The following is a 26,513-nucleotide window of genomic DNA, read 5'->3' on the forward strand; positions in this document are numbered from 1 at the left end:
AGAACACAACTACATTTACGGTTTTTTGGTGTAACGCGATCACCTGTTCATGACAAAGGTGATTTTGTGGTACACTTCGCCCCCATTTTAAAAGAGGTGTATTGGGAAGTTGAACGGGATAGAAGTCCGCGCGGCATCTGCGCTTGCCGTCGTTTATGTGTTACGAATGTTAGGTCTGTTTATGGTAATGCCTGTCTTGGCCATTTCCGCGCAATCGTACCCTGACTATTCACCTTTGTATGTCGGTTTGGCTATCGGTGGTTATGGCTTAACCCAAGCATTGCTGCAAATTCCCATGGGAATGCTCTCTGATCGGTGGGGCAGAAAACCCGTTATTTTACTTGGCCTGGTAGTGTTTTCTCTTGGCAGTTTTGTCGCCGCTTATGCCGACAGTATGTCAATGATGATTTGTGGGCGAATTCTGCAAGGCGCAGGCGCGATAGCTGGGGCCATTATGGCACTGGCTTCGGATGTGAGCCGAGAAACTCAGCGCGCAAAAGTGATGGCAATTATTGGGATTGCTATCGGCTTCTCATTCTATTTAGCGGTTCTCGTCGGGCCTTTATTGGCAAGTAGCCTCGGCTTATCAGGTATTTTTTCAGTAACCGGCATTTTGGCGCTGTGTTGTTTACCTTTGGTGAAATGGGGGGTACCCAACCCAATCAATCAACTGGCAAGTGGCGATATGCTGCCTCAGCGCTCGCAACTCAAGAGTTTGGTTTTCTCTTCTCAATTATGGCGTCTTAACGTGAGCGTTATGATTTTGCACCTCTACATCACCTTGTTGTTTGTGCAATTGCCAACGACATTACTGGCATTTGATATGACGCTCGATTCTCAATGGCACCTTTACTTGCCAACACTGGTGCTATCAGTGGTTGGGATGGCTGTGTTAATGCGTATGTCGCCGGGCAAGACCCCGACTAAAACCTTAATGGTATCCGTTGCTTTGATGGCTATATCGTTTGGCGTCATGCTTGTTTTTGCCCAGCAGTGGTGGTGGGTTTTTGTTGCCGTCACGGTCTTTTTTATTGGATTTAATTATCTCGAGGCCAATTTTCCCGCGTTAGTTTCGAGTATAGCGCCAGCGGGTGAGAAAGGCACAGCGATGGGAATATATGCGAGTTTTCAATTTTTCGGCGCGTTTTTAGGTGGATTGTTATCGGGTGTGATCAGCGATAGCTATTCGCCGTCATTGGTATACGTAGTGGGCATAGTCGGCGCGCTGTTTTGGCTGTGGTTACTGGCTGGCCTGAAGCCCGTCGACAAAGTGAAGCGGGTAATGTTGCACGGCGATTTTTCACAAGACAACAGTGTTGTTGTAAAACAATCATTGGAGCAACTACCTGGCGTGGTAGAGACCACAGTAGCAAGTCAGGACCAAGTGGTGTATCTGAAAGTCACTGCTGAATTCGATATCAATCAAGCGCAGCTTGTCGTTAACGCCCAAGAGTCTATTTAGTGTTATGAACTATCAATTTATTGTCGATTTTATTAAGCAAACCGACACAGTAACCACAGAATCGGGTTTGATGTATCGCGTGATCGAAGGCAGTGATGGCGTGCCGCCAAGCACGGAAAATAAAGTCAAAGTGCACCACAAAATTTCATTGGTAGACGGTACAGTTGTTGATGACACTTACGAAAATGAACAACCCGATGAATTCGACATTGAAGAGGCCATTGACGGTCTACAAGAAGGTCTGCAATTGATGCCAACAGGTGCGCGATATGAATTTGTAATTCCACCTGAATTGGCGTGGGGTAAAGAGGGCAACGGCAGCAAAGTTGGCCCTCAACACTATATGGTAATGGACGTAAAACTCCTGTCTTACGCCTAATCTACTCTGATTCTTGTTCTTCTGGTGGGCATTGCATCACGCGTGTGCCCGCAATGTGATCGTGTAAGCAGCGTCTATCCGAACGGAAGATAAACAAGGCATCCACTAAACCAATCAACGGCCCTAAACCGGGAATTTGCGCGACTAGGGATATGGGGATATAACGCCAATATAGTACCCGTGAGAACGTTGCCTTAGTTCCATCGAGATTCTCAATGCGAATGTTCAAAAATCGCTTGCCTATAGTTTGGGCATAGTGATGCAGAAAATACCCTTGCACGACAATAATCGCGACAATACCGTAGATAAAACTGACTACGACAAGCCCTAAATCAAACTCGTTTTGGGCGGCTTCAAAACGTTCAGCACCAATGAATAAAAACAGCGGAACTACGGCAATGATTTGAATAAAAGTATCGATAATCGAGGCAAATAGTCGTTGAAGCCTTTGTGCTTCCTGCCTAACAGGCTCTTGTACATTAAACACGAGTTCAGGCTCTGGCGGCGTGTCTGTCACTACGGCCTCGGCGTCACTGGATTCTGTGTTTGATTCTAGAGGCTCGGGTAACGGCTCACCGGTGCGTTTGGCAATTTCACTTTCGATATTGCGTACGTCCTCTGGAAAGCGCTGACGATCCAAGTTTTTGAGCATCTGTTTTAGCTCATCAAGCGAGTATTGGTCGAAGTTTTCGTTATTATCCATGAATAGTTCAACGTAATAGAAATTGGCGATACCCTAACATCTACCCTAGAGACCGTCCAGCCTTGCTCAGTAAACTGTGGTTTAGATATTCCTATGGATAAAACGGCATACGTTATATAGGTGAAAACCATGCTAATCGAGCGCAAAATAAGGGTTCAACATAGAGGATGCTGTAATGATCGACTTGAGCAATTATGACGCCATTATCTTCGACATGGATGGTACTTTGATTGATTCCATGAGCCTTCACCTCGACGCATGGCGAGGCGCCTGTGAGGCATTTGGCTACCCATTTGATAAACAATACATGTATTCGCTAGGCGGAATTCCCACAGTGAAAACCGTTGAGATGTTGAATCAAAAATACGACATGAGTCATTGTCCAGAGGCGGTGGCAAGGACAAAGCGAGAACTCTGGAGTAGCTACAGCCAGTATCCGCCATTGATTGATGATACGTTTGCGATCTTCCAATACTATCGACCACTTAAACATATTGGTGTGGGGACTGGGGCTGAACGTTACCACGCTGAGACAATATTACGCCATCATGGTTTATTGAACGAACTCGATGTGCTCGTTACATCAAGCGACGTAGAGCATGGTAAACCGCATCCTGAGACTTTTCTAAAAGTCGCACATCGTATGGGGGTCGACCCTGCGCGCTGTGTGGTATTTGAAGACACTAGCATCGGCGAACAAGCAGCCATAAGAGCAGGAATGGATTGTATTTTAGTGGTAGACGGTAAAGTCACTCACTAAATGCACCACTGCTAAACCGTTCAGTTTTGTTCCTTTTATTCTGTGCTAAACTGGCGCCATTATATGCATACTTGATATACCCAGTTGCAGTTAAATGCAGTATACTGGCGTGCTATTAAAGGCTAATGCAAAGCTATATTCTGCGCCGACAAAGGCCATACAGTATTAGCTCTGTCAGAATAATATTACAGGAGACATCCATGGCCAGTAGAGGCGTGAATAAGGTAATCCTTGTGGGAAACCTTGGTAATGACCCAGAAGTGAGATACATGCCTAACGGTAATGCAGTGGCAAACTTGAGCATCGCGACGAGTGAAAGCTGGAAAGATCAGCAAGGTCAAATGCAAGAGCGCACTGAATGGCACCGGCTGACCATGTACAGACGTCTGGCTGAAGTCGCGGGAGAGTATTTGAAAAAAGGCTCGCAGATTTACGTAGAAGGTAAATTACAAACCCGTAAATGGCAGGATCAGCAAGGGCAAGACCGTTACACCACTGAAATCATTGTTGACCAAATGCAAATGCTTGGTGGTCGTGGTCAAGAAGGTGGTAACGCTGGTGGCGGTTATCAGCAACGTCCTCAAGGCGGCAATCAGGGTTACAACCAACAAGGTCAGCAAGGCGGAGGTTATCAACCTCAACAACAGGGCGGTGGATACCAGCAACAGCAAAACAAACCGCAGCAGCAACCTCAGCAACAGCCGCCAATGGCTGAGCCTGATTTTGATTTTGACGACGATATCCCGTTCTAAAATACGCGATATCGTTTTAAGGCAAGCATCTGGGCTACCGACTTTAAGTACCGGCTTTTAAGCCGGTTTTTTTATCAACTCCACTGCCTTCACAACAGTAAATCTTCGAACACAAAACTGTCTTTCAATTAAATCGATTGAAGGCGACTTGAGCAAATCTTTCACATAATGTCTTGTTCGGTTTACGCCTATTTCTCTCAAATAATTAAAGGGTTACACTTCCTAAACATTCAAGATTTTTTGAATGTGCACGTTGTTATCAGGACAATGTGTGGAATTGTTATTAAGGATAATAAGATGAAAAGCGTTGTAAAAGCTCTGGGGTGTTTGGTGTGTTTTTCTGCGAGCGTGAATGCCTATGTCATTGATACAGAGGCGTGCGCAGGTACTGAGTACATTTATGATCAAACTGGCGATCTGGTGGTTTACGATCCTAATGTACATACCTTTGTGACCGAAAGTACACCCGTGTTTTACGCCGGGTATTCTCAAATTCCCTACTTGTCGGTCAGTAATGTTCGGTTTGCTAGTATTAAAGTAAGCAATGTGTCTGATAGATTAGTGAGTTTCTATTACAGACCAACTTATTTTGCCGAATCGACGGGCTCAAAAGTTAGCATAGCTCCAGAGGCTTTTGCTGGTGTTTTTAAGAATGATTCACCACTAGACAATGACGGAGCAATAATGCCTGCAAATTCGTTCGGCAAAATTACAGTATGGAAGACATCACAGGCATATCATGGGTTTGCCAGTATATATTGGAATTCGTCGGAATGCGGTGTTGAGCCAATCGTTGGCGGCGTAGAAAACATATATTCTTCTGGTAGTGCCGTTGGCATTTCTGTGAACTTGCTCAATGACGGTAATCCGTTTTAGCCTAAGAGTACAGGCCTGAAGTTTTCAAAGTTATCAGGCCTTTTCTCTTTACTTTGCGGTAATCGTCGCTCTTACAGAGGGCAATAGTCGTCGACTGACGTCCACAAATCTACTGTTTTTCAGTTCTAATCTCGCAGCGTGAGTGGGCGTCGCAGCATGCAATGACTCCACATGAGACAGGTTAACTAAATACGAACGGTGTACCCGCAAAAAAGTATTTGGCAAGAGTGTCTCTAGCGTTTTTAGAGAACCAGAGTACAGGCGCTCAGAGCCGTCTTCTAAAATTAACTCCACGTAGTCTCCTGCCGCTTTGCAAAAGGTAATACGACTACTTTCGATCATCTCGACTTTACCGCCGATGCTAATTTCGATGCGAGTTGGGGTTTGGTGAGTGGCTCGTTGGGCAAGCTGATATTCAAGCTTGGCAATAATTTTTTGGTCCAACTGCTGCTGTTGTTGTTTTTGGGCCATATCTCTCGCTTGTTGATAAAACAAAAACATCAATAGCCCTGCGACTAACAAATAGTACAAAAACTCGTGGAACATTGATGTTGCCAGCCAGGATGTGATCAGAAAGACGCATTGTGCTAAAGCCCAATGCAATAGGTCTTGGCGCTGCTGTTTATAGGCTTCTGATACACTTAGTACTAGGCCGTGACACATGGGAATAATCAATGCTAATAAGGTTTTGAAATCAAATCCAGGCACAAAAAATACGGCACTTAACGTGACTAGCGTACCCATGGCAAAGTAGAAAAGGGCGTGTTTGCTGCGTGAAAGCGAAACGGTATAAAACAATAAACTGAGACCAAACACAACTGAGCACGCAGTGATCACTATCAATCTGACATCGTGCATAGGGTATGGGTAACTGAAAAGTCCGCGGAATATTTCTGCTCCCAATTGCAGGGCTGCGATGATACACATTAAAGCGAAAAGGGCGAAAGGCTTACGCTCTCTTCGATAAAACCACAAGGCGCTAAAATAGACGGCACCGAGTAAGAACACGCCGATCAATACTAATCCAATTTCGCTAAATTCCTGAATCACCGATTGAGGCGATTGGTAAATGCCTACAGCCACAAAGTGCAATGGATTGCCCAGTTCAACGAGACTGTGTTGAGCAGACATGACAAAAGACAGTTGATTGGTTCCCTTGGTAAGGCTGTTTTCTGGCACAAAATATACTGTGTCCATCTGCCCGGCAATCTCTGAGTGGTCATGGGCCGGCATACCATTCGCACCAAGGAAAGTGTCGTTGAGATACACATGGCTTGCGTTTTTACCAAAAACAAACAATCCAACTGGGAAACTGCCATCGGTAAAAGCAGTGGGAATGTCTATCGTCAGGGAGACCAATAATAGTTTACCTTGAGGGTTTACCTTGCCAAGAGACGTTTCCGTGCAGCGAGTTTGATTCGCTACGTCTATCACTGTTGGGAGTGCGTCCAACTCACATACAGTGGCAATGTGGTTGAATCCGATGCTCAAGTAGGGCTGCGTGTTGTCAGCGGCGAATGATGGCATTATCGCTAGTAGCCAAAACAAGAGTATTGCCCCACGCAGGCAAATGTGAAAAATCTTCCCGTTTTTGTCCTTCCGTTTAACGAACATTTACTACCTTTTAGCGGTTTAACAGGGCCCTAGCCTACCGTTTACCGAATACGACTAGGGTATTTTCGCGACCCAGAACATCATTCATTCCAAGAACGAGTTAAGAGGAATAATAGTATGCGAACCCTAATTTTATATCTACTCAAGCTAGCGGCTTTCACACTTTTGGGCGGCGTGACAGTGTCCCATGGCATTGAGAATGAAAAGCCAATCGTGTTCAAAAGCAATAGTGGAGAAGAAACGGATGCGTTTGAAGGACATTTCTTTGTCGCTGAAAATCGAAACAACCCTAATAGCCGTAAGATCCGCGTCAACTATGTACGCTTTCCAAGCTTAGGAAAGCAAACCGCTCCTCCTATCGTCTATTTATCTGGTGGCCCGGGAGGTTCAGGGATTGCTACAGCCAAATGGCGGCGCTTTCCGATGTTTATGGCGCTGCGACAGTTTGGTGATGTCATTGCTTTAGATCAACGAGGCACAGGCGCATCTGAAGCGGCCGACGCCTGTAAACCTGATAAGCAACTACCAGAAGGCGTACACATTTCAGCCGACACTTACCTAACCCGTTATCAGGACGCCGCTAAACATTGCTTATCCCATTGGCAAGCTCAGGGAGTAGATATATACGGCTACAATACTGTCCAAAATGCGATGGACCTCAACGACCTACGGGTTCATCTAGGTACTGAAAAGGTTACGTTGTGGGGGATTTCTTACGGCACTCACCTAGCATTGGCAGCAACAAAGCTATTTCCTGATCACATTCATAAATTGGTGCTGGCCAGTGCAGAAGGACTAGATCAAACCGTTAAATTACCCGCGCAAACCGATGTATACCTGTCGCGTGTGCAAGCTGTTATCAATCAGCAAGCGCTAGTGAAACGTGTTCCCGATCTAAAAGCGTTGATGCACCGCGTCCACAAAAAAGCGCAGGCCAAGCCCTTTGAAATTACGTTGAAGAAGAAAAGTGGAGAGACGGTGAAAGTGTATGTAAGTGATTACACACTTCAACGGTTCTCAAGCTATATGATAGCTGACCCCGGCATCAACTTAAGTATGTTGATTCAACTTTATCTCACGTTAGATGCCGACGTAACTGATATGCTTGTCGGTCTGCTACAACGGGTAGGCTTTGCTGATGAGAAAATCTCTTTTCGACTAATGCCACTAGCCATGGATATTGCCTCGGGGGTAACACCCACTCGTTTAGCGCAGATAAAAACTCAAAGTCAAAACGCGACACTGGGGTTGGCGCTTAACTTTCCAATGCCGCAACTGATCAATGTGGATGGCCATCTCGATCTAGGAGATGAATTCAGAACGAGGCCTGAGGCGGCTATTCCAACCATTTTGTTCAGTGGCACGCTGGACGGGCGTACCTATCCCGAATCACAAGCCAAGGCCATTGCTGGCTTAAGCCATGCCACTCAGATAATCGTTGAGCACGCTGGGCATAATTTGTTGATGAGTTCTCCTGAAGTACTCGAACGGATTGAACAGTTTCTAGCGGATAAGGCACTAAACACGACCGCGATTCAATTACCGCTACCAGACTTAACGTTCAGAATGCCCCGTTGAATGTTTAAATGACACCGCCACGTCACCTTGTATTAGCGTGGCGTGTGCTGCTACATCTGAAGTTAGTGTAGCACCAGCGCCAATGATAGCCCCTTCGCCAATCTTCACTCCGGGGTAGACTTTCACGTTAGCACCTAGCCATGCCCTTGGGCCAATAGAAATACTGCCACTAGTCGTATCGGTTTGTGTTACAAGCTCACAGTTAGGCCCGATAAAGGCTCCAGCTTCAATCGATACCGGTCGCCTGTCGTCAATCCAAACATTGTGGTTGATAAACACCTCATCTTCGATACTCAGGTTGAGGCCAGTACTAAACGCAAAGCCCTGCTCAATGTAACACTTACCTAAATGTTGCAGGTACGGAGCGAGCAGCTGGGTGCGCTTTAGTGGTTGATGTTCATCACTCTCCGCGAAGGTATGTATTGCCTGCGCGGCTGATTTGGTCTGCTCTTTTTTCAACAACTATCACTTTCCTCAAAGAGTTGGATGCAGCAATAAACTGCGCTAATCTGCCACCTGATGTTAAACAAGGGACTCTCTTTTTGGAAATTATTCTAATTCGACATGGAAAGCCGCTATCTGCCCACAATGAAAAACTAACCGCTGACGGCTTTGAACAATGGGTCAAAGACTACGATTTGAGTGAGCTCGACTCGGCAAGCCAGCCCCATCAGAAGTTGGATCTAACGCCTTACTATATTTTGTCCAGCGACTTGAAACGGGCAATTGACTCTACTCAAGTGTATTGCCAACGATTACCAACCGAATCGCTTCCGATTTTTCGAGAGATGGACATACCATACTACCCCTCGAACTGGCGGGTGCGAGCGTGGACCTGGGTTTACTGGAACCGACTTCGATGGATATTGGGTAAGCCTGGGCCGTTTGAAAGTTTTGCTGATGCGAAAAAAAGAGCGCAACAAGGTGCTGAATTGCTCGAAACTTACGCAGATAAACACGGCAAAGTGGTGGTTTTTGCACACGGTATGATCAACCGCTTTATTCGTCAAAACTTAGCCAAAAAAGGCTGGGATGTTGTTGAAAAGAACGACAAATATTGGGGAGTAAATCGCTTGGTGCGCAAAATTTAATCAGTACGGTCGATTAATCTGCTAAAATTAGGCGAAAGTATACCTTTTATACCCCCCTTGGGGCACTGGCGCTTTGGCTAAAACTCTGTTGTAATTGGGAAATTAAAAGAATAAAGCAAGTAAGCTTATGCGTATTGGATGGCGTACCTTTCTTAAGCAAAAATTACGAACGAAATCTGCGTTTCATGCGGTGGGAATCGCTGTCGCGCACGAAGTCGTCACGGCGTGTTTGCTAAAACGTGAAAGTGGTCGTTTGGTCGTTGTCCAAGAACAAATATTCAATGTTGATAAATGGCCCGAGCAATTGTCTAAGTGGGTTGATAGTCAGAACATTGGGCCTGCGTCTTGTCATGTTGCGTTTTCCATTGATTACTACCAACTTCTGCAAATTGATCGCCCTCCAGTAGAAGACAACGAGTTAAAAGACGCGCTCCTTTTCCCCATCAAGGAAATTTCTGGTTCCGATGGTCCCTTCCTTTTTGACTATATTGATTTGCCTGTGCCATTGGCGGGCAGTAAGAAGGTCAATGTTGCGGCCATTCCCAATGCACATGTGGAAACCGTCATAGAGGCGGTTATAAATGCCGGCTTGTGTTTAAAAAGTATCTCAGTAGCGGAAATTGTAACGTGCGACTTAGTTGAAACGGATAAAGACCCACTGCTCATGTTGATTCAAGAAGCTGGCGAGGAGATAAGCCTCAACGTAGTCAAAGACGGCCAGTTGTATGTATCCAGACGGCTTAAAGGTTTTGAGAATCTCGGTAGTTTTAGTCGTCAAGAGTTGCAGATGGGACTAGCGGATTCGCTTAGTGTACAGGTTCAACGTTCAATGGACTACTTCGAAAGTCAACTGCGTCAACCGCCAATTCGCAATATTGCTATTCGATTGGATACCCCCCATGCTGATGTCCTGGCTAATCTGATTGGGCAATCGGTTAATGCGACAGTCAGCGGGTTGGCATTGAATGTAGAGAGTGAGTCTGACGGAGATACGTCACGTTTAAATTTGGTTGCATTAGGTGCTGCGATGGCATCAAACAACGCAAAACGGCAAAAGAAATCAAAAAAAGAGGTGGCTGAATGAAGCATCGCTTAAACCTCTATACGCCGGACCTAGCGCCTAAACTCGATTTACTTTCATTAAACAGTGTAGTGGGCATGTGTTCGGCAGTTGCCATATTGCTAACACTGGTATGGGCCGCGTTAGCGTGGAACGGCCAAGGCCTTTCGGATGAACTGAGAGTGATGCAAAACCAACAGCGACAGTTGCAGGCTGAAGTTGATAGCTTGAAATTGGCGTTAGAAAATCGCAAGCCTGACCCCGTGCTCGAATCAAAAGTGGCCAGCAAACAAAAAGTACTCGAACGACAGGAGCGCCTGCTCCAAGAGTTTGCAAAGCGAGAGGTAATTAAGACTCAAGGTTTCGCCCCTCTGTTAACTGATTTGGCAAGCCAATCCAAAGGCGATTTGTGGTTAAGTGGGATTGAAGTCAGTGAGACGGATATGTTACTCGATGGCCAAGTGAATCGCCCTGAAGCTTTTCCCCAATGGCTGCAAAGACTCGCAAATACTCGCAGTTTTACTGGAAAGACATTCGATACCGCAAGGGTCTACAAAGACAATGATGTTTTGCGTTTTGAGTTAAAAGCAGAACGCAGCAGCGATGAAGAGGAGATAGGCGGTGAGTGATGCAGTGACGATTCACGACAAATTTGCCGCGATTTCTCAAAGAGAAAAGGTAATGGTACTCGTCGCGGGTATCGTCGTGATATTCCTTTTGCTTTTCACTTTTTTGGTTGAGCCCGCATTTAAACGCAATAGTTTTATGTCTTCTGAGATTGCCGGGCTTGAAATGCAAGTGCATTCATTAAAACAACAAAAAGCGGTGTTTGCTGATGCCAATCTCGAAGATCCGGATGCAGAACTAAATCAACTTATGGTCCAGTTGGATAAACGCCAAGTAGAATTGGAAAACGCGTTTTCTGCAGAGTTACAAGAGCTTGTTTTGCCTGCGCAGATGCCGGTGTTGATAGAACAAGTTTTTCAACAAGCCAGAGCATTAGACCTAGTAGAGATGGGTTCCTTAGCACCAGTGAATATTTTTGCTGACAATCCAGAAATGGAAGGGGTGGCTTTGTACCAACACGGCGTGAAGCTAGTGTTTACAGGTAAGTATTTCGAAGTGAGGGATTTCCTCGCCCAATTGGAACGTTTAACCACAAAGGTTTACTGGCGCTCTATGACATATCATGTTGAGGAATATCCAAATGCCCAAGTGGCAATAGAGGTGTATACCTTGAGCACGGAGAGGGCATTCATCGGTGTGGAATAAAATACTGTGGTTCGCTCTATTGCTAACTTCAACTCAGAGCCTGAGTGCTGAGCAAGTCACTGAATCCGATCCAACTCGGCCCAGTGCGTTTAAACTCGTTACCGAGGGCCAAGTGCCGGCTCTTGGGGACGATGCATTAGTGCTTGAAGCTATCTTTGTGTTGCCTCAATCCCGCAGCGCTATTATTAACGGCGTCAGTGTAAGAGAAGGTGATGAAGTGTTCGATGCAGTGGTCAAAGCTATCGAGCCGAATAAAGTAACAATTGTGCAGCGAGTCGATGGTAATTGGTCCGACACTACACTGCTTCTGAATCAGCAAGACAACATTAAAAAAATAGTCGTGGATGATGACAAAAATCAATAAGTTATTTCAACGTGCGCTTTTGAGTTTACTGACGGTGACATTAGTCGCTTGCCAATCTTCGTCTCCTTCCTATGTTGAAGCGTCGCTCAAACAACAATTGGATGAACAACTGACGTTGGAGCAACAACAAAACACCGCTAGTACTGAGCTTGCGACGTTGCCGAGTGCGGTGACGAATGCACTGGCGTCTGCTCCGGGTGATGGTGGTGCGCAGACGACGTTATTTGGCCCAGAGAAGTACGATATTAATGCGCAGAATGTCGATGTAAGAGCTTTTTTTGCCGGCTTGGTTGCTGATACGCCCTACAGCGTAGCGATACATCCTGGAGTCGAAGGCACAGTATCCTTAAGTCTCAAACAAGTCGACATGGACCACGTTTTTGAACTCATAAGCGAATTGTATGGCTATGATATAGAGCGCAAAGGCACTGTGTATCGGGTACAGCCTGCCGGAATGAAAACGGAGACATTTAGCATCAATTACTTGCTAATGCAGCGAGATGGTCAAACGCAAACCAGCATTATATCCGGCGGCGTATCGCAAGCTGGTAACAATGGCCAAAATGGTGGCGGAGGTAACTTTAATAACTTCTCTGGTAACTCGCAGAACAGTAATAATTTCGGAAATGGAGCGGGCAATGTCAATAACAATGGGACGGCCATTAGCACCCGCACGGAAACCAATTTCTGGGAAGATTTAGAAGAGAGTCTCAAAGGGATTATTGGTGAAGAAGCGGGACGAGCCGTGTTTGTTACGCCACAAGCCGGTCTGGTAACTGTGCGTGCCTTACCCAATGAGATCAAAGCTATTAAGCGCTTTTTGAGCATTTCAGAAGAGAGTCTGCAACGCCAGGTTATCCTTGAAGCGAGAATCCTAGAAGTCATTTTGAATGACGAGTACCAGCAAGGTATCAACTGGACAGATATTGTCGCTAACGTCGGCAGTACTAATTTTAATTTTGCTACGACCGCTGGTACGTTTGGCAATCAGGTGTCAGCCAGTTTAGGCGGTGTTTCAAGCCTGTCGATTCTGAACCAAGATTTTGCTGGGGTGCTATCGCTGTTGTCTAGCCAAGGTAATGTGCAAGTGCTGTCTAGTCCGAGGGTGACAGCAATTAACAACCAAAAGGCGGTGATTAAAGTGGGGGACGATGAATATTTTGTAACCGATGTCTCTAGTCAAAACACAATTACCTCCACCACCACATCAGTTGTGCCTGATATCGAGTTAACGCCCTTTTTCTCCGGTATCGCCTTAGATGTTACTCCTCAGATTGATGAAGCTGGCACGGTGTTACTGCATGTTCACCCGTCAGTTATCGAAACGGAAGAGCAAGAAAAAGTCGTTACGCTAAACCAGGAACAAATCGTGTTGCCATTGGCTCAGAGCACGATTCGAGAATCTGACACCATTATCAGAGCGCGATCTGGCGAAATTGTTGTGATTGGTGGGTTAATGCAAACCACGATATCCGATGCTAATACGCGCACCCCCTTGCTGGGTGATATTCCCTTGTTGGGAGAACTGTTTACAAACCGCCGAGAGATAGAGCGCAAAACGGAATTGATTATTTTGCTCAAACCCACAGTGGTGGGGCCGGGTACCTGGGCCAGTGAAATCGAAAAAAGTCGAGCCCAAATGGCTGACTGGTTGTACGTGGACTAAGCATGTACTTGTATCATTTTGGCATCAAAGAGTTACCTTTTACGCTCACGCCGAATACAAGCTATTTCTTTGGTTTGCCAAGCCACAACGAGGCCTTGGCCGTATTGATGACGGCCCTAAAAACCGGTGAAGGTTTTATCAAAGTCACAGGAGAAGTGGGCACGGGTAAAACATTGATATGCCGAAAATTGCTCAATGAACTTCCGGATCATTTCCGTACGGCTTATATCCCTAACCCGTATTTGTCTCCCGTTGAATTACGCCGAGCCGTTGCCAGTGAATTAGGAGTAGAACTCACGCCAGATTGTGATCAACAAGAGTTTACACAACGCATTCAAGAACAGTTGATCGCTATCAATCGAGAGCAGCGCAGCGCGGTACTGATTATCGATGAAGCACAAGCTTTGCCAATGGAAAGTATCGAAGCATTAAGACTGATGACAAACTTGGAAACGGAATCGCGAAAATTGTTACAGGTGGTACTTTTTGGTCAGCCAGAACTAGATGAAAAACTCGCTCTGCCCGAGCTTCGTCAATTAAAACAGCGAATTACGTTCAGTTATGGTCTGAAGTTGATGGATGAGGACCAAATTTATCAATATGTACGCCATCGTATGTCTGTTGCGGGTTACTTCGGACAAGACTTGTTTGACAGGCAGTGTTGCAAGCTTTTGCTCAAGGCGAGCGATGGAACCCCTAGAATCGTCAACGTGCTGTGCCACAAGGCGCTGATGCTGGCATTTGGTGAAGGGCTACAACTGGTTGAACCCAGACACGTGATGGCTGCGGCTGAAGATACCGAAGCGGCAAAGCCGCTAGGTATGCTCGCAAAGTATAAACTGGCGATGGTGCTCGGCGGCTTGGTTGCCTTGTCAATCGTAGGCTTGATAGTGATGAAAGGTGGTATCACGTGAGTGTAGTTAACAAGATGCTACAAGACTTGGAGCAGCGCCAAGGGCAAGAAGCATCAAGTGCAAACTATCAAGCGCCTGCCAAAAAATCACTGACAATTCGCACTATTGTGTGGATTGCGGTGGTGGTGCTGTGTGTCGCCACTGTTGGCTATATATACTTATTTGATGATTCCCATTCAGATACTCAACCCTTGGCAAGTCAGCCGGTAACGCCGATTAATCAACAAGCCGTGTCTTCTGCGTCAACAGAAGAATCTGAATCGGTTTCTTCTGACGTCTCAACCGCTTCAGAAGAGGGGGATGACGATATCCCTGAGACTTCGCCCGATGCTACCGGCGCGATAACGCAAGCCCCTGCTGCAGAGGCAGAGCAACAGACGGATACCAGCGCACGCAATATTGCACAAACGCTGGTTTCACCCTCCTCACAGCCAGTGAATAGTGATGAGGAAGTAATAAAAGAGGTGCCTGAACCTAGCGTGCTCAGCATTACAAAAAATAGCGACAGTGCGCCTAAACTTGGTTTATTGCAGCGAGCAAGAAGGGCGACAAATCAGAATAACCCAAGTGTGGCAATGTCATTATGGCAACAACTTATTCGCCAAGAACCGGATAATGTTGAAGCATACAAATCGTTGGCGGCATTGCATTTTGGTCAAGGTGATGTGGCCCTTGCGCGGCAAACCTTGGAAACGGCGATTCATTCGGTCGCGCCAGAAGACGACACCCTAAAACTTATGTTATCGCGGTTGCATACTAGACAAGGCGAAGATGCCGCGGCTTATCGAGTTTTACAAACAAGTGGCACAACCTCAGGTATTGATGTGTTGTCAAATCGTGCGGCATTAGCACAAAAACTGGGAGATTTGGGGCAGGCCATTTCAGACTACCAACGGCTGATAGACATTCAGCCAGCGACGGCAAAATGGTGGCTTGGCTTGGCGGTAACCGCGGATAAACAAGGCGACCTTAAGCGAGCCGAAAACGCCTACCAGAAAGCCGTTGCGTTAGGGCAACTCGATAACGATGTCACGAGCTTTATGCATCAACGCATTGTCGTTTTGGGTAAAAAATTGCGAGCAGAGGTAAAGCCGTGAGTAAAATGAAGGTGCGTTTAGGTGATCTACTGGTTCAACAGGGAGCAATTTCTGAGGAGCAGTTGATGAGCGCGCTTGCCGAGCAGCGTCAAACAGGCCGTAAGCTCGGGGCGACTTTGATTGCTATGGGGCTCGTTTCCGAGCATCAATTACTCGAAATTCTGTCTGCTCACTTAGACGTACCACTAATTGATATCGACAACTACAACGTGAATGCAAACGCCGTTAAGTTGTTGCCTGAAATTCAAGCTCGTCGCTATCGAGCTTTGGTTATTGATGATAAAGGTGACTCATTGTTGGTGGCGATGAGTGATCCCGCGGATCTTACCGCTGTGGATAATCTGTCTGACATTTTACCAAAGCCCATTGAAGTAGCCGTAGTCAGTGAAGAGCAGCTTTTCAATGCTTATGATGATTTGTATCGTCGTACCGAAGAAATCGCGTCATTTGCACAGGAATTGGCAGAGGAGTATCAGGCGGAAGAGGATTTCGACCTCACGTCTGGCGTCGATAACGAGCAAGACACAGCCGTAGCAAGGCTTTTGCAATCGATCTTTGAGGATGCGGTACAGGCGAAGGCATCGGATATTCATATCGAACCTGATGAATCCCAATTACGCATTCGACAACGCGTAGACGGTATTTTACAAGAGAACGTCATTCCAGAAAAAAATATCGCCGCTGCTCTGGTGCTCAGGCTCAAGTTGATGGCGGGCTTGGATATCTCAGAGAAAAGGATGCCGCAAGACGGTAGAACTCACGTCAGGGTGAAGGGCCATCGCATTGACGTCCGTCTTTCTACCATGCCGATTCAAGCGGGCGAGTCTGTCGTCATGCGTCTACTTGACCAGTCAGCGGGGCTGCTTACGCTCGATCAGACCGGTATGCCCGGGCCTTTACTCAAGCGTTTTCGCAATTTACTGCACCGTCCTCATGGCATGATATTGGTGACCGGGCCAACCGGTTCGGGTAAAACGACAACCCTTTATGGGGCTCTGAGCGAACTCAATCAACCCCAGAACAAGATCATTACTGTTGAAGACCCCGTTGAATACCGTTTGCCACGGGTGAACCAAGTTCAGGTAAATCACAAGATAGACCTGACGTTTTCCAATGTATTGCGCACAACACTTCGTCAAGACCCCGACATTATCATGGTGGGTGAGATGCGTGACCAAGAAACGGTGGAAATCGGTTTGCGAGGCGCGCTAACCGGTCACTTAGTTTTGTCCACGCTGCACACCAATGATGCGGTGAGCTCTGCTACTCGTCTTCTCGATATGGGAGCCCCGGGTTACCTCGTGGCGAGCTCGTTGCGGGGTATTGTCGCACAGCGATTGGTGCGCAAAATCTGTGATAACTGTGAAACAACCTACACGCCAACGGAAGACGAATGGTTCTGGTTGAGTAATGTCGACAAACAAGTGCGCAATGTGACCTTCAAAAAAGGCGCTGGGTGTCAGAAATGTAATCACTCAGGGTACAGAGGGCGAGTCGGTGTTTTTGAGTTACTCGAAATGACAGACAAAATGATGGATGCACTCAAGTCGGGTGATACCGTTGAATTTGGTCATGCCGCGGCACAAAGCCCAGGTTATCAACCCTTAGCGCATGTTGCTCTGACTTACGCCAAGATGGGCGTTACGACCGTCGAAGAAGTATTGAAGCTGGTAGAGATGGTCGCTGAAGCACCGCAGTCGGAGCAAAACGACTATGCGGAAACGGGGGCTTTAACCTTGGAAGCGTCTGCAACTAACGCCAGTGAGCCCATTTCGGAGAAACCACAAGACAAGTTCCCCGATACTGGAGGATTGAGCCTGGAGGACATTCCTGATGGCTAAATTTACCTATAAAGGGAGAGAGGCGTCGGGAGACCTTACATCCGGCACCATTGATGCGTTAGATGAATCCAGTGCAGCAAAAATGCTACTGGCGAGAAACGTCACGCCAATTCAAATAGAACAGGCGCAAAAACAAAGTCAATCGGAACGGCAAACTGACGTTAATTTTTTAACACCAAAAGTTAGCTTAGACGACTTAGTGATTTTGTCTCGACAAATGTACTCGCTTACCAAGGCGGGTATTCCCATTTTACGAGCGGTTAGTGGCTTAGCGGAGTCCACGTCTTCCCTACGCTTAAAAGTGGCGTTGACGGACGTAATTTCGCAACTCGAACGAGGGAGAACGTTTTCGTCGGCGCTACACCAACACCCTAAAATCTTTAATGACCTGTTCGTCAGTGTGATTCACGTAGGGGAAAATACGGGGCGTCTTGACGAAGCGTTTCTACAATTGGCGAATTACCTCGAGCGCGAGCAAGAAACGCGAAAACAAATCAAAGCAGCAACGCGGTATCCTATTTTCGTCATCATCGCGATTGTCGCGGCATTTGTCATAATGAATGTGGCCGTGATTCCAAAGTTTGCCGATATGTTTGCGAAGTTTGATGCTGAACTCCCCGTGATGACGAAATTCCTATTGGCGATGTCGGATTTCTTCACCACTAAATGGTACTGGCTAATCTTGGGAATCGGCGTATTTAGTTATTCGATTTATCGCTATATCAACTCACCAGATGGTCGTTACAAATGGGATAGAACCAAGTTACGGCTGTGGATTGTAGGCAGTATTTTCACTCGTTCATTATTAGGCCGATTTGCGAGAAGCTTTTCAATGATGCTGCGCTCCGGTGTGCCGTTGACCACCGCCCTGAATTTGGTCGCTGATGCAGTAGACAATAAGTTCATGGGAGCTCGAATTATTGAAATGCGCCAACGTATAGAAAAAGGCGAAAACCTGACTCGAGTTTCCCAAGCCAGTGGTTTGTTCACGCCAATGGTGATGCAAATGATCAATGTTGGAGAGGAAACTGGGCGAGTAGACGAGTTACTGGCTGAAGTCGCAGAATTCTACGAGCGGGAAGTAGACTTCGATTTAAAGAGTTTGACTGCCAAAATTGAACCTCTACTGATAGCGGTTGTTGCAGTAATGGTGCTGGTATTGGCTCTAGGCATTTTCACGCCTATGTGGGACATGATGGGAGCGATAAAAGGTCGTTAGTATGAAACTTCAAGAAGAATCAGAAAACAATCAGCGCAAATTATTGATGAATATTCTTGTCATCGTCGCATTTGCGGCACTAATGGTTTTTTTTATTGTGCGTCTTTATAGCAATGAACCTAATTTGCATCGCCAATTTATGCTGACCTTAGCGGAGCAGTTTCAGCGCACGGTGACAAATGCACATTGGCAATGGCAGGCAGATGGACGCCCGGCGATGATCATGTTGGTGCATTACAACGACGCGTATCAGGAAACTGATAGACGGCCAGTGAAAATGGCGCATTTTGGCTGGCCAAAAACGGAACCAACGAGTGAGGGATGTGGGAAGTTGTGGCAAATGTTGCTGAATTTGCCCCTTACCGTTGATGGCTTTCGGATTATTCCAGAATACTATCAAGGCGAACTAGTAAACAATGAGCCGCTTAATTCGCGGTGCCGCTTTCGCTTGAGTACGGGCGCGTATTTTGACTATCACATATATTCTGGGAACGTCGACAAGGCTGTCCAGAATTGACATTTTTTTGTAGGAGAACACAGAGCATGGGACATAAGCAATTGAGTAGACAAAAGCTACAGTCACAGTCGGGCTTTACACTCATTGAATTAGTGATTGTGGTTGTGTTGCTAGGGTTGTTGGCAGCGGTAGCTATTCCTCGCTTTTTGGATGTGACAGAAGATGCTGAAGACGCTTCAGTTGAAGGTGTGGCGGGTGGCTTCGCGACCGGGGTCGGCTTGGTACGTGCTCAATGGGAAATTGAGTCTCGCCCTCAAGATAACCAAGCGGCCAATATTACATTTGTGACCATCGAAGGTATTCAAGTTGGTGTCGACAGAGATACGGGTTATCCAACAGGCCAAATCAACACAGACGCCAGTACAGAAGATGACGTGATGTCAATTTTGGATTGTGAAAGTATCTTCAATCTGATCATGCAAAGCGCGCCGACGATTACCTCGAATTGGAATAATCGACCTTTTGACGAGCATCGCTATTTTACTAACCGTGCTGTCGGTACTGGCGCTGGTGGTAACGACGTTTGCGTTTACTACTTAACAGCAACCGTAAGAAATTTGGTGAACGAGCCTGTGGACAACACGGCGGGAAATGGATTTATTTATGACCCTAGGATTGGGCAAGTAATTGTATTTAGTAATAATTAGTCTAATACGACGAGTTAATACTGTACTGAACTCTAATTTCATGAATAATAAACTTATCTAACCAGAGGAAGAAGCACATGCAACAGCGTGGTTTTACATTAATTGAACTAATCATTGTCATCGTCATTCTCGGTATTCTTGCTGTCACCGCAGCCCCTCGCTTTATCGACCTACAAAGTGATGCGAATGCGGGTGTGCTCCAAGGGGTTCGAGCGGCTTTGCAAGGTGGCTCGCAGCTAGTGTTTGCTAAGTCAGCCATTGAAGGTGAACAAGGTGATACTGGCGCTGCAGTGACAGTAAATGGTCAAAACGTTGCCACAGACTTCGGTTACCCTGACGCGACGGCAGCAACAACTGCACTGATTGGTGCCTATGCTGATTTAGACTTTACTAACGAGTTCACACTGACACTACAAGATGGCGGCGCGGACACGGGTGGCAACGACTTCTTCGCTATCACGCAGCAAGGCACAGCGTACACCGCGACAGAAGCAGAAGCTTGCCAAGTGTTGTACACCGAGGCCGCGTCTGAGAATGCATCACCAACTATTGTTGTTGAATCAGACGGCTGTTAATCACAGCGTTGAACGGTTGGAATGAATCGACTGTTTCAGTCCCCGTTTATGATGAAGCCACGTCAAGGTGGCTTCACTCTAATTGAGCTGATCATTACGCTCATTCTTATTGCGACTCTGGCTGTTGCTGCAGGTTCGCGTTTTCAAGGGCGCTCAGGTTACCCAGAATATGCTTTTCAAAAGCGACTGGTTTCAGCACTTCGTCACACGCAAACTCGCGCCATGCAAGATACCCGTGATGGGTTTTGCCATCAGATTAACTTTCAATTTGGTGCGGGTTCAGCCGCGTTTGGCCCTCCCACAAATGATTACTCTCCCGCAAATCAAGCCACCAGCTGTGCGACGACGATTGATTTTGTCAATGTAGCGGATTTTTTACGCACCTCTGATAGTGAAATTACAGATGAATCGGTATCGTTTTCGGGCGTAGACGGTTCTTCTTCTGGAATAAATTATCTAGGCTTTGATTCATTGGGACGCCCTATTACCAATCTAGCAAGCTGTCAGTCTGGAGACTGCCGTCTGACTTTCACTGGTCAAAGTAGTGTGTCTGTTTGTGTGGGGCAGCAGGGGTTCATCTATGCCTGTTAGTCACAAAAAGCGCCATTCTGGCTTCACGCTGATCGAACTCGTTGCTGGTTTGGTCGTGTTTAGCGTCGTCATGCTCATCGTGATTAATCTTGTGGCGTCTCAGTCTCGGCGCAGCATAGACCCGATTTGGCAGGTGCGGGCAGCAGAGCTCGCATCGTCACTGACAAATGAAATTATGTCCAAAGCATTTGATGAAAACTCGAATCTATCTGGCGGTGGTGAGCGGTGCAATGAAGGCACGCCCTGTACCACTAGTGGCAGTCTTGGACCAGACGCTGATGAAGTCGCTCCAGCAGGTGGTAGAGCGGATTATGACGACATCGATGACTACCATGGGCTCAATCAATCTGACGGAAATATCCTGAGCAGTCTGGGCACCGCGATGCTAGTGGATGGCAGGCCATTGTATCAAGGGTATAGCGCCAGAGTTTCGGTGTTTTACGATGATAACCTTGACGGTATTGCAGATGCGGGAATCGGCAACACAAAGCTGGTTGTGATCACTGTTACTACACCGGACAACCTAGAAATCACGTTTTCTCGCTACAGGTGGAATTTCTGATGAACCGATCGCGAGGTTTCACACTCATCGAGCTTATCGTTGTGGTTGTCATTCTAGGCGTTGTTGGAGTGGGTATCGCCAGCTTCGTGCGAAGCTCCATGCAGATTTACATTGATGTAGGAGAACGTGAACAGCTGCTTACAGAAAGTCGGTTTGCCTTGGAAAGATTGTCCAGAGAGTTACGTACTGCCGTGCCAAACAGTGTTCGGCTGTCGGGAAATAGTACTGAGCATTGTATTGAGTTCGTACCGATAAACTGGAGTTCCGTTTATACCGTTTTACCATTGCAGCCTTCGTCCGATACCCTGTTGGAAATTGTTTTTCCAACGGACATAGACGGTAACGTTTTCCAGTTTTCAGGCGGTGACAATTTTGCAGTAGTGTACCCATTAAGACCAAGTGATGTGTATGATGCCAGCAACCAAAAACGTCAGCTTATTAGTGCCTGTAGCGACGATGGCGACGGGGATTGCAGTACAAAAGAAAATGGTGTGGAAACCATGGATTTAACTGTGGCAAGTAGCTTTCCAGAAGCTTCACCAGCGTCGAGAGCATATTTGGTGAATCGTTCTGTGAGCTTTTGTGTCACCGGGGGCCGCTTAGTTCGATTCGAGAATGATATCGTCGCGGCACAAGCCAGTTCGCCAGTGAATTCACCTATCATTGCTGAGCATGTCGTCAATACGTTGTCGGCGAATCCTGCATTGGCTCCCGGCGCAGACGACCCGTTTCGAATTTTTGAGGCTTCCCTGCAGGCCAACGCTGTCGTTCAGATCCGATTGCGGTTTGAAGACAACGAAGAAATTATCGGGTATCAACAAGAGGTGCATTTAGCTAATGTCCCTTAATCAAAGACCTTTTTCGAGACCACAAAAAAACCGAGGCAGCATGTTAGTCATTGCCATCTTCGTCATCTTGGTGATGGCATTTTTGGGTATTACCATGGTGCAACTGCTGTCTGCCACCTCACAAAGTGTTGTTTATGAGGTACTTGGGACGAGAGCGCTTAACGCTGCGCAAACCGGTCTGCAACAAATTGCGGCGACCGCCTTTCCTATTAATAGTGCAATAGCGGAATGTGACACTACAATCACAAGTAACGGGAATTTTTCTCAGTTGGATGGCTTTGAAAATTGTAGCTATGTTGCCCGCTGCACTACGACTGAGGTGATAAAAGAAGGACAAGTTAATAACTTTTATCGCTTTGATAGTGAAGGTGTGTGCCAATCGGGTGATATTTGGGTGAGCCGTTCTGTGGCGATCGATGCGATACAGGAGCAAAACTGATGCGTGGAGTGTGGTTAGCAATAGTACTGATTTTGGTTAGTTCCAGGGTCGTGGCTAATCAATGCGAAGCTATATTTACTGGGCCAGTTTCCTCATCAGTTGGCGCTGGCGAGCTGCGTATTGAGCGCAACGCTATATTGGGAGGGACCAATGGAACGGTCGACTTCGACCGCATTCGCGACAATTCTAGAGGATCGAGTTGTGTCACACGAGCATGCCAACTATCAGGCGTTCTAGCCAAACGGCCTTACTTGCCCGTTTTTGACAGTTCACCTTCTTCCTTCGACATCACATTTCAACGCAACTCTAGGGTGTCTTTGGTCGCAGGCGATTATGATGATGTTCGCCTGGAGCGAGATTCTATCCTGACATTTAATAGCGAAGATCAAATCTATCGGTTCGACACGTTGAGAATTAGACGAAATTCGACCGTAAATTTTTCGAGCGGCACCTACTATATCCGTGACTTTACCATCGAACGAGACGTGAATATTGTAGTGGAAAGCGGTAATTCCGTAGTTATCTACGTCAATAGGCTGACGTCTCAGCGCAATGTCCGCCTCAATGGTAATGGGAGTGCTGGACAACTGATGATAGTGGCTTATGACCGCATTTCTCTTGAGAGAGATATGCTAGTCAATGGCTTTTTACATGCTGAAAATTCAATTCGATTTAAGCAAAATATTCGCGTGACCGGCGCAGCGAATGCGGAAGATATCCGTGTCGATCGCGACGCTTTCATTAACTATGATATAAGTTCAATTGATCAACTTTATGACCGAACAATATGCGGTGATGCGCCCGCAGAAACTGGGTCTCAAGTGGCGTATTACGAATTTGATGACACCAGTTGGGATAATAGTGGTGATGTCTCTGACACGCTAAATAACTACAACGGCAATGCGTTGTTCGGCAATCAACCCTTCGCCTCAGAGTCGCCAGTTTCATGTACGGTACTGGCGGTAGGTGATAATACTAATAATGACACTCACGGCGTCGACTCTCGCTTAGATATGAATGTATTGGGTTCATCGGGCACTATTTCCTTTTGGTACAAAAACAATGAAAACTGGGTAGGCAATGGTGCTAAGCAACTATTAGACGCTTCGAGTTCCAGTTCACTTAAGTATTTTTACTTGTCGATAACTAGCCAAGGCCGCTTTTCGTTTGGTATGGAAGACGAAACCGACGGTGACTTCCATTATTTGAGTGATGTCAATACGATTGCCGCCGATGTGTGGACGCACATCACTTTGGCTTGGAACATTGGCAACCGAGACGTAGATATCTATGTTAATGGCCAATTACTCGGTGGCAGCACCGCGGTCAATACCCTAAGAAGCAGTGTGATGGGGGAACTTGAAACACTGGTGATCGGTGACAATCGCTCCTCGTATCGCGTTTACAATGGCACAAATGACGCGGCCAATGGCGAATTTGATAACGTAAAAGTCTATGACTATCGACGCAGTGCCGATGAGGTACTAACAGAATATAACAACGAAGAGGCTATCGAGCCTACCTGCGTAGAGTTAAGTCACTATGACGTGATTCACCCTAGCCAATCTCTTACATGTGATAGTGCAGAGGTAACGATTAGAGCCTGCGCAAATGCAAGTTGCGATGAGCTCGTCAGCAATGAAGTCACCGTTAACTTGAGCAATGGCGATTGGAGTCCTTCACAATCCATTAGTTTTACGGGCAGCACGCAAGTATCGCTATCGCAACTAACTGAAGGTGAGCATACGGTTACCGTGACGGGAGCAAATAGCGCCTCAATGGCGGCTAATGTCACCGAATGTACCAACAATTGCACTATCGATTTTGTTAATGCCGGTTTTCAGTTTTTTGATGCAAGTTTGCCTTACAATTCGGCGCTTCCAGCATTTGTGGCGGGGGACAATCTCGCTCGTGTAGGTTTACGAGCAGTGCAAAACAACAACGGGCAATGCCAAGCTTTACTCAGTGGTGAACGAGCCGTTTCACTGGGTTTTGATTGTGTAACGTCGGTGGGTACCGAATATGCATCGGACGTATGTAGAGTGCCGTTTGGGAGCATCAACGTTTCAGGTGACGGCAGTGGTGTCTCTTCTGGAAGTGTGAATCTGACATTTGACGCCAATGGTGAAACGACCTTGTCTGGGCTGACATACGAAGATGCCAGCCGGCTGAATCTCTCAGCGTCGGCAACCGTTGATGGCGTTACCATTTCATCGGGCAATGTTGTGCTTGATAGCATCCCTTTTGGGCTAGAAGTGAGCGCTGCAACACAAAATCAAAACACGGCGGGAGCAGACTTTGAGCTGTCGATATCAGCAATCAGTTCGTCTGGAACGGTTTTGCCAAGTTATTCACCGGGGAACTTGCGTGCCAGATTCGTTCGCGTGTTGCCAGATGCAAGTGTATCTGGAGCAGCTGAAGCGCAGTTGTCTCTCTCGTCGGTTGTCGCTTTGACGAGCCAAACCGGTAGTACGTATCAAAACGTGAGCTTGGACAATTGGAGTAATGGCAGCTATCGCTATCAGGCCAGTGTATCTGATGTGGGCACCTACACCCTTGAATTTGAAGACAGTGGTTACTTAGGCAATCAGATTGCGGCATTGTCTGCTCAGTCACTGGGGGCCTTTATTCCCGCGTATTTTGATGTATCCGCTGCGGTAACCCCAAGTTTTGCTGACCAATGTACCAATTTTACCTATATTGGCCAGCCATTTGATTATGCCTTTGGGCAAGAACCGACACTGAATGTAATAGCTTACAACGCCCAAGGCGTTATTACGCAAAACTATCGAGGTGATTTGGTTCGCCTAGCACCTGACACAAGGCAACTAGAGTACAGTGTCAACAATAGCTATGCAGGGACGCTAAGCGTTGAGCAAAATGGTGTCGTGAATATTTCGGATGCGGTTTCGGCAGGTGGTGTTGAGGTATCCATCCGATCTTCACAAGTTCAGTTCGAAAAAATCGCATCTCCCGCAAATGCATTCGATGCCGATATTGACCTGACGTTGCCGATGACATTTCTTACCGATACTGATGGGGTGTGCTACCAAAGCAACTACCCAACATCGGGTTGTGAAGCCTTTACCTTCTCGAATATCGGCGGTACTGAGTTGCGTTATGGTCGTGTGCGTTTAGAGAATGCCTACGGTCCTGAAGACAGCTCGTTGCGCGTTCCCCTATATGCCGATTACTTTAATGGTGACGCATGGGTAATCAATAGTGATGACTCTTGCAGTGGCATTGACCTGAGCCAAACATCAGGACAAATCACCATCGCTAATTTGTCACAGGGGAATCAAGAGACCGATATTACGGGGCTTGTTAATTCCGCTACTTCTGCAGGTATCTTGTCGGCGGGGCAATCCGGGAATGACGACTTTCTCTTTACTCCTGCTATTGTCAATGATGTCGCGCAACGAGGAACCTTCTCATTGTCTCTCGAACCTGGCGTCAATAATCCCTATTGGGACGAGTTTTTGAACATCGATTGGAACTTAGACGGCGTAATTGACTCAAACGACAAACCGACGGCGAGTGTGTCTTTTGGCCATTTCCGAGGAAACGATAGAACGCTCAATTGGCGGGAACAGTTTGACTAGGACGTGTTGAGCAAACGTACGCGACAATTATTCAGTCGCTCGTTATTTCGACACGTTCCGATTTTTGTCGGCTGTTATTAACAT

Annotated in this window: 27 protein-coding genes; 24 read left to right on the forward strand and 3 right to left on the reverse strand. The window is 46.8% G+C overall.

Features of this window, described 5'->3' with window-relative positions; translation table 11 throughout:
• Positions 1 to 109: 109 nt before the first annotated feature.
• Positions 110 to 1,462 (forward strand): MFS transporter, encoded by a 1,353-nt coding sequence (locus tag AC27G9_RS17460; RefSeq protein WP_487075764.1) that lies wholly within the window; start codon positions 110 to 112, stop codon positions 1,460 to 1,462.
• A 4-nt stretch (positions 1,463 to 1,466) separates the two neighbouring features.
• Positions 1,467 to 1,841, forward strand: coding sequence for an FKBP-type peptidyl-prolyl cis-trans isomerase (locus AC27G9_RS17465; RefSeq protein ID WP_487075765.1), 375 nt, complete (start codon positions 1,467 to 1,469; stop codon positions 1,839 to 1,841).
• 1 nt (position 1,842) lies between these two features.
• Here AC27G9_RS17465 and AC27G9_RS17470 read toward each other — a convergent pair whose 3' ends face one another.
• On the reverse strand, positions 1,843 to 2,544 hold the full coding sequence (locus AC27G9_RS17470) for an RDD family protein (RefSeq protein WP_487075766.1): 702 nt from the start codon (positions 2,542 to 2,544) through the stop codon (positions 1,843 to 1,845).
• Between the two features lie 175 nt (positions 2,545 to 2,719).
• On the opposite strand from AC27G9_RS17470, the gene AC27G9_RS17475 reads away from it, so the two are divergent.
• From AC27G9_RS17475 to AC27G9_RS17485, 3 genes are all read left to right on the forward strand, one after another.
• Entirely contained in the window at positions 2,720 to 3,304 is a 585-nt protein-coding gene (locus AC27G9_RS17475; RefSeq protein ID WP_487075767.1) for an HAD family hydrolase, read from the forward strand.
• A gap of 200 nt (positions 3,305 to 3,504) precedes the next feature.
• Positions 3,505 to 4,056: a single-stranded DNA-binding protein gene (gene ssb, locus AC27G9_RS17480; protein ID WP_487075768.1), complete on the forward strand. Its 552-nt coding sequence runs from the start codon at positions 3,505 to 3,507 to the stop codon at positions 4,054 to 4,056.
• Positions 4,057 to 4,353: 297 nt separating this feature from the next.
• Complete coding sequence (locus tag AC27G9_RS17485) at positions 4,354 to 4,932, forward strand: hypothetical protein (RefSeq protein ID WP_487075769.1); 579 nt, start codon at positions 4,354 to 4,356, stop codon at positions 4,930 to 4,932.
• 48 nt (positions 4,933 to 4,980) lie between these two features.
• On the opposite strand, the gene AC27G9_RS17490 is transcribed toward AC27G9_RS17485, so the two are convergent.
• Entirely contained in the window at positions 4,981 to 6,459 is a 1,479-nt protein-coding gene (locus AC27G9_RS17490) for a LytR/AlgR family response regulator transcription factor (protein WP_487075770.1), read from the reverse strand.
• A gap of 204 nt (positions 6,460 to 6,663) precedes the next feature.
• On the opposite strand from AC27G9_RS17490, the gene AC27G9_RS17495 reads away from it, so the two are divergent.
• On the forward strand, positions 6,664 to 8,124 hold the full coding sequence (locus AC27G9_RS17495) for an alpha/beta fold hydrolase (protein WP_487075771.1): 1,461 nt from the start codon (positions 6,664 to 6,666) through the stop codon (positions 8,122 to 8,124).
• Here AC27G9_RS17495 and AC27G9_RS17500 read toward each other — a convergent pair.
• Entirely contained in the window at positions 8,101 to 8,583 is a 483-nt protein-coding gene (locus AC27G9_RS17500) for a DapH/DapD/GlmU-related protein (protein WP_487075772.1), read from the reverse strand. The two genes, AC27G9_RS17495 and AC27G9_RS17500, sit on opposite strands and share 24 nt — an antisense overlap.
• 83 nt (positions 8,584 to 8,666) lie before the next feature.
• Here AC27G9_RS17500 and AC27G9_RS17505 point away from each other — a divergent pair, with 83 nt between their 5' ends.
• The 18 genes from AC27G9_RS17505 to AC27G9_RS17590 all read left to right on the forward strand — a co-directional run bounded on the left by AC27G9_RS17505 (position 8,667) and on the right by AC27G9_RS17590 (position 26,429).
• Positions 8,667 to 9,215 (forward strand): histidine phosphatase family protein, encoded by a 549-nt coding sequence (locus tag AC27G9_RS17505; RefSeq protein WP_487075773.1) that lies wholly within the window; start codon positions 8,667 to 8,669, stop codon positions 9,213 to 9,215.
• A gap of 127 nt (positions 9,216 to 9,342) precedes the next feature.
• Positions 9,343 to 10,299 (forward strand): type IV pilus biogenesis protein PilM, encoded by a 957-nt coding sequence (locus AC27G9_RS17510; RefSeq protein WP_487075774.1) that lies wholly within the window; start codon positions 9,343 to 9,345, stop codon positions 10,297 to 10,299.
• A complete protein-coding gene (locus tag AC27G9_RS17515; RefSeq protein WP_487075775.1) occupies positions 10,296 to 10,904 on the forward strand; it encodes a hypothetical protein in 609 nt (202 codons plus the stop codon). Before AC27G9_RS17510 ends, AC27G9_RS17515 begins: the two co-directional genes overlap by 4 nt.
• Positions 10,897 to 11,547, forward strand: a complete 651-nt coding sequence (locus tag AC27G9_RS17520; RefSeq protein WP_487075776.1) for a hypothetical protein — start codon at positions 10,897 to 10,899, stop codon at positions 11,545 to 11,547. Before AC27G9_RS17515 ends, AC27G9_RS17520 begins: the two co-directional genes overlap by 8 nt.
• Positions 11,537 to 11,911, forward strand: a complete 375-nt coding sequence (locus tag AC27G9_RS17525) for a hypothetical protein (RefSeq protein ID WP_487075777.1) — start codon at positions 11,537 to 11,539, stop codon at positions 11,909 to 11,911. Before AC27G9_RS17520 ends, AC27G9_RS17525 begins: the two co-directional genes overlap by 11 nt.
• Positions 11,895 to 13,577, forward strand: a complete 1,683-nt coding sequence (gene mshL / locus AC27G9_RS17530; protein WP_487075883.1) for a pilus (MSHA type) biogenesis protein MshL — start codon at positions 11,895 to 11,897, stop codon at positions 13,575 to 13,577. Before AC27G9_RS17525 ends, mshL begins: the two co-directional genes overlap by 17 nt.
• Positions 13,578 to 13,579: 2 nt before the next feature.
• Positions 13,580 to 14,491 carry an ExeA family protein gene (locus AC27G9_RS17535; protein ID WP_487075778.1) on the forward strand — a complete coding sequence of 304 codons (912 nt, stop codon included), beginning with the start codon at positions 13,580 to 13,582 and terminating at the stop codon, positions 14,489 to 14,491.
• Positions 14,488 to 15,588: a tetratricopeptide repeat protein gene (locus AC27G9_RS17540; RefSeq protein ID WP_487075779.1), complete on the forward strand. Its 1,101-nt coding sequence runs from the start codon at positions 14,488 to 14,490 to the stop codon at positions 15,586 to 15,588. Before AC27G9_RS17535 ends, AC27G9_RS17540 begins: the two co-directional genes overlap by 4 nt.
• 5 nt (positions 15,589 to 15,593) lie before the next feature.
• Positions 15,594 to 17,429: a GspE/PulE family protein gene (locus AC27G9_RS17545; RefSeq protein WP_487075884.1), complete on the forward strand. Its 1,836-nt coding sequence runs from the start codon at positions 15,594 to 15,596 to the stop codon at positions 17,427 to 17,429.
• Positions 17,422 to 18,648: a type II secretion system F family protein gene (locus AC27G9_RS17550; RefSeq protein WP_487075780.1), complete on the forward strand. Its 1,227-nt coding sequence runs from the start codon at positions 17,422 to 17,424 to the stop codon at positions 18,646 to 18,648. Before AC27G9_RS17545 ends, AC27G9_RS17550 begins: the two co-directional genes overlap by 8 nt.
• Before the next feature lies 1 nt (position 18,649).
• Entirely contained in the window at positions 18,650 to 19,165 is a 516-nt protein-coding gene (locus tag AC27G9_RS17555) for a hypothetical protein (RefSeq protein WP_487075781.1), read from the forward strand.
• Between the two features lie 26 nt (positions 19,166 to 19,191).
• Positions 19,192 to 19,812, forward strand: coding sequence for a prepilin-type N-terminal cleavage/methylation domain-containing protein (locus AC27G9_RS17560; RefSeq protein WP_487075782.1), 621 nt, complete (start codon positions 19,192 to 19,194; stop codon positions 19,810 to 19,812).
• Between the two features lie 77 nt (positions 19,813 to 19,889).
• Positions 19,890 to 20,387 (forward strand): prepilin-type N-terminal cleavage/methylation domain-containing protein, encoded by a 498-nt coding sequence (locus AC27G9_RS17565; RefSeq protein WP_487075783.1) that lies wholly within the window; start codon positions 19,890 to 19,892, stop codon positions 20,385 to 20,387.
• A 21-nt stretch (positions 20,388 to 20,408) separates the two neighbouring features.
• Positions 20,409 to 20,978: a prepilin-type N-terminal cleavage/methylation domain-containing protein gene (locus AC27G9_RS17570; RefSeq protein WP_487075784.1), complete on the forward strand. Its 570-nt coding sequence runs from the start codon at positions 20,409 to 20,411 to the stop codon at positions 20,976 to 20,978.
• A complete protein-coding gene (locus AC27G9_RS17575; protein ID WP_487075785.1) occupies positions 20,968 to 21,540 on the forward strand; it encodes a type IV pilus modification PilV family protein in 573 nt (190 codons plus the stop codon). The genes AC27G9_RS17570 and AC27G9_RS17575 overlap by 11 nt, the downstream gene beginning before the upstream one ends.
• Positions 21,540 to 22,388, forward strand: a complete 849-nt coding sequence (locus AC27G9_RS17580; protein ID WP_487075786.1) for a prepilin-type N-terminal cleavage/methylation domain-containing protein — start codon at positions 21,540 to 21,542, stop codon at positions 22,386 to 22,388. Before AC27G9_RS17575 ends, AC27G9_RS17580 begins: the two co-directional genes overlap by 1 nt.
• Before the next feature lie 40 nt (positions 22,389 to 22,428).
• The gene (locus AC27G9_RS17585; RefSeq protein ID WP_487075787.1) at positions 22,429 to 22,827 is read left to right on the forward strand and encodes a type II secretory pathway protein; all 399 of its coding nucleotides are present in this window, start codon (positions 22,429 to 22,431) and stop codon (positions 22,825 to 22,827) included.
• Complete coding sequence (locus tag AC27G9_RS17590; RefSeq protein ID WP_487075788.1) at positions 22,827 to 26,429, forward strand: DUF6701 domain-containing protein; 3,603 nt, start codon at positions 22,827 to 22,829, stop codon at positions 26,427 to 26,429. The genes AC27G9_RS17585 and AC27G9_RS17590 overlap by 1 nt, the downstream gene beginning before the upstream one ends.
• The last annotated feature ends 84 nt before the right edge of the window (positions 26,430 to 26,513 follow it).

It is taken from the genome of Alteromonas sp. 5NS40-0096, assembly GCF_057544385.1.

What these genes read in the sequence shown, in the direction of transcription:
- AC27G9_RS17585 (WP_487075787.1), top strand. Translation starts at nt 22,429, where the DNA reads ATGTTAGTCATTGCCATCTTCGTCATCTTGGTGATGGCATTTTTGGGT.
- mshL (WP_487075883.1), top strand. Translation starts at nt 11,895, where the DNA reads ATGACAAAAATCAATAAGTTATTTCAACGTGCGCTTTTGAGTTTACTG.
- AC27G9_RS17550 (WP_487075780.1), top strand. Translation starts at nt 17,422, where the DNA reads ATGGCTAAATTTACCTATAAAGGGAGAGAGGCGTCGGGAGACCTTACA.
- AC27G9_RS17475 (WP_487075767.1), top strand. Translation starts at nt 2,720, where the DNA reads ATGATCGACTTGAGCAATTATGACGCCATTATCTTCGACATGGATGGT.
- AC27G9_RS17515 (WP_487075775.1), top strand. Translation starts at nt 10,296, where the DNA reads ATGAAGCATCGCTTAAACCTCTATACGCCGGACCTAGCGCCTAAACTC.
- AC27G9_RS17485 (WP_487075769.1), top strand. Translation starts at nt 4,354, where the DNA reads ATGAAAAGCGTTGTAAAAGCTCTGGGGTGTTTGGTGTGTTTTTCTGCG.
- AC27G9_RS17510 (WP_487075774.1), top strand. Translation starts at nt 9,343, where the DNA reads ATGCGTATTGGATGGCGTACCTTTCTTAAGCAAAAATTACGAACGAAA.
- AC27G9_RS17545 (WP_487075884.1), top strand. Translation starts at nt 15,594, where the DNA reads ATGAAGGTGCGTTTAGGTGATCTACTGGTTCAACAGGGAGCAATTTCT.
- AC27G9_RS17490 (WP_487075770.1), bottom strand. Translation starts at nt 6,459, where the DNA reads ATGCCATCATTCGCCGCTGACAACACGCAGCCCTACTTGAGCATCGGA.
- ssb (WP_487075768.1), top strand. Translation starts at nt 3,505, where the DNA reads ATGGCCAGTAGAGGCGTGAATAAGGTAATCCTTGTGGGAAACCTTGGT.
- AC27G9_RS17580 (WP_487075786.1), top strand. Translation starts at nt 21,540, where the DNA reads ATGAACCGATCGCGAGGTTTCACACTCATCGAGCTTATCGTTGTGGTT.
- AC27G9_RS17575 (WP_487075785.1), top strand. Translation starts at nt 20,968, where the DNA reads ATGCCTGTTAGTCACAAAAAGCGCCATTCTGGCTTCACGCTGATCGAA.
- AC27G9_RS17570 (WP_487075784.1), top strand. Translation starts at nt 20,409, where the DNA reads ATGAATCGACTGTTTCAGTCCCCGTTTATGATGAAGCCACGTCAAGGT.
- AC27G9_RS17555 (WP_487075781.1), top strand. Translation starts at nt 18,650, where the DNA reads ATGAAACTTCAAGAAGAATCAGAAAACAATCAGCGCAAATTATTGATG.
- AC27G9_RS17590 (WP_487075788.1), top strand. Translation starts at nt 22,827, where the DNA reads ATGCGTGGAGTGTGGTTAGCAATAGTACTGATTTTGGTTAGTTCCAGG.
- AC27G9_RS17565 (WP_487075783.1), top strand. Translation starts at nt 19,890, where the DNA reads ATGCAACAGCGTGGTTTTACATTAATTGAACTAATCATTGTCATCGTC.
- AC27G9_RS17560 (WP_487075782.1), top strand. Translation starts at nt 19,192, where the DNA reads ATGGGACATAAGCAATTGAGTAGACAAAAGCTACAGTCACAGTCGGGC.
- AC27G9_RS17535 (WP_487075778.1), top strand. Translation starts at nt 13,580, where the DNA reads ATGTACTTGTATCATTTTGGCATCAAAGAGTTACCTTTTACGCTCACG.
- AC27G9_RS17470 (WP_487075766.1), bottom strand. Translation starts at nt 2,544, where the DNA reads ATGGATAATAACGAAAACTTCGACCAATACTCGCTTGATGAGCTAAAA.
- AC27G9_RS17495 (WP_487075771.1), top strand. Translation starts at nt 6,664, where the DNA reads ATGCGAACCCTAATTTTATATCTACTCAAGCTAGCGGCTTTCACACTT.
- AC27G9_RS17465 (WP_487075765.1), top strand. Translation starts at nt 1,467, where the DNA reads ATGAACTATCAATTTATTGTCGATTTTATTAAGCAAACCGACACAGTA.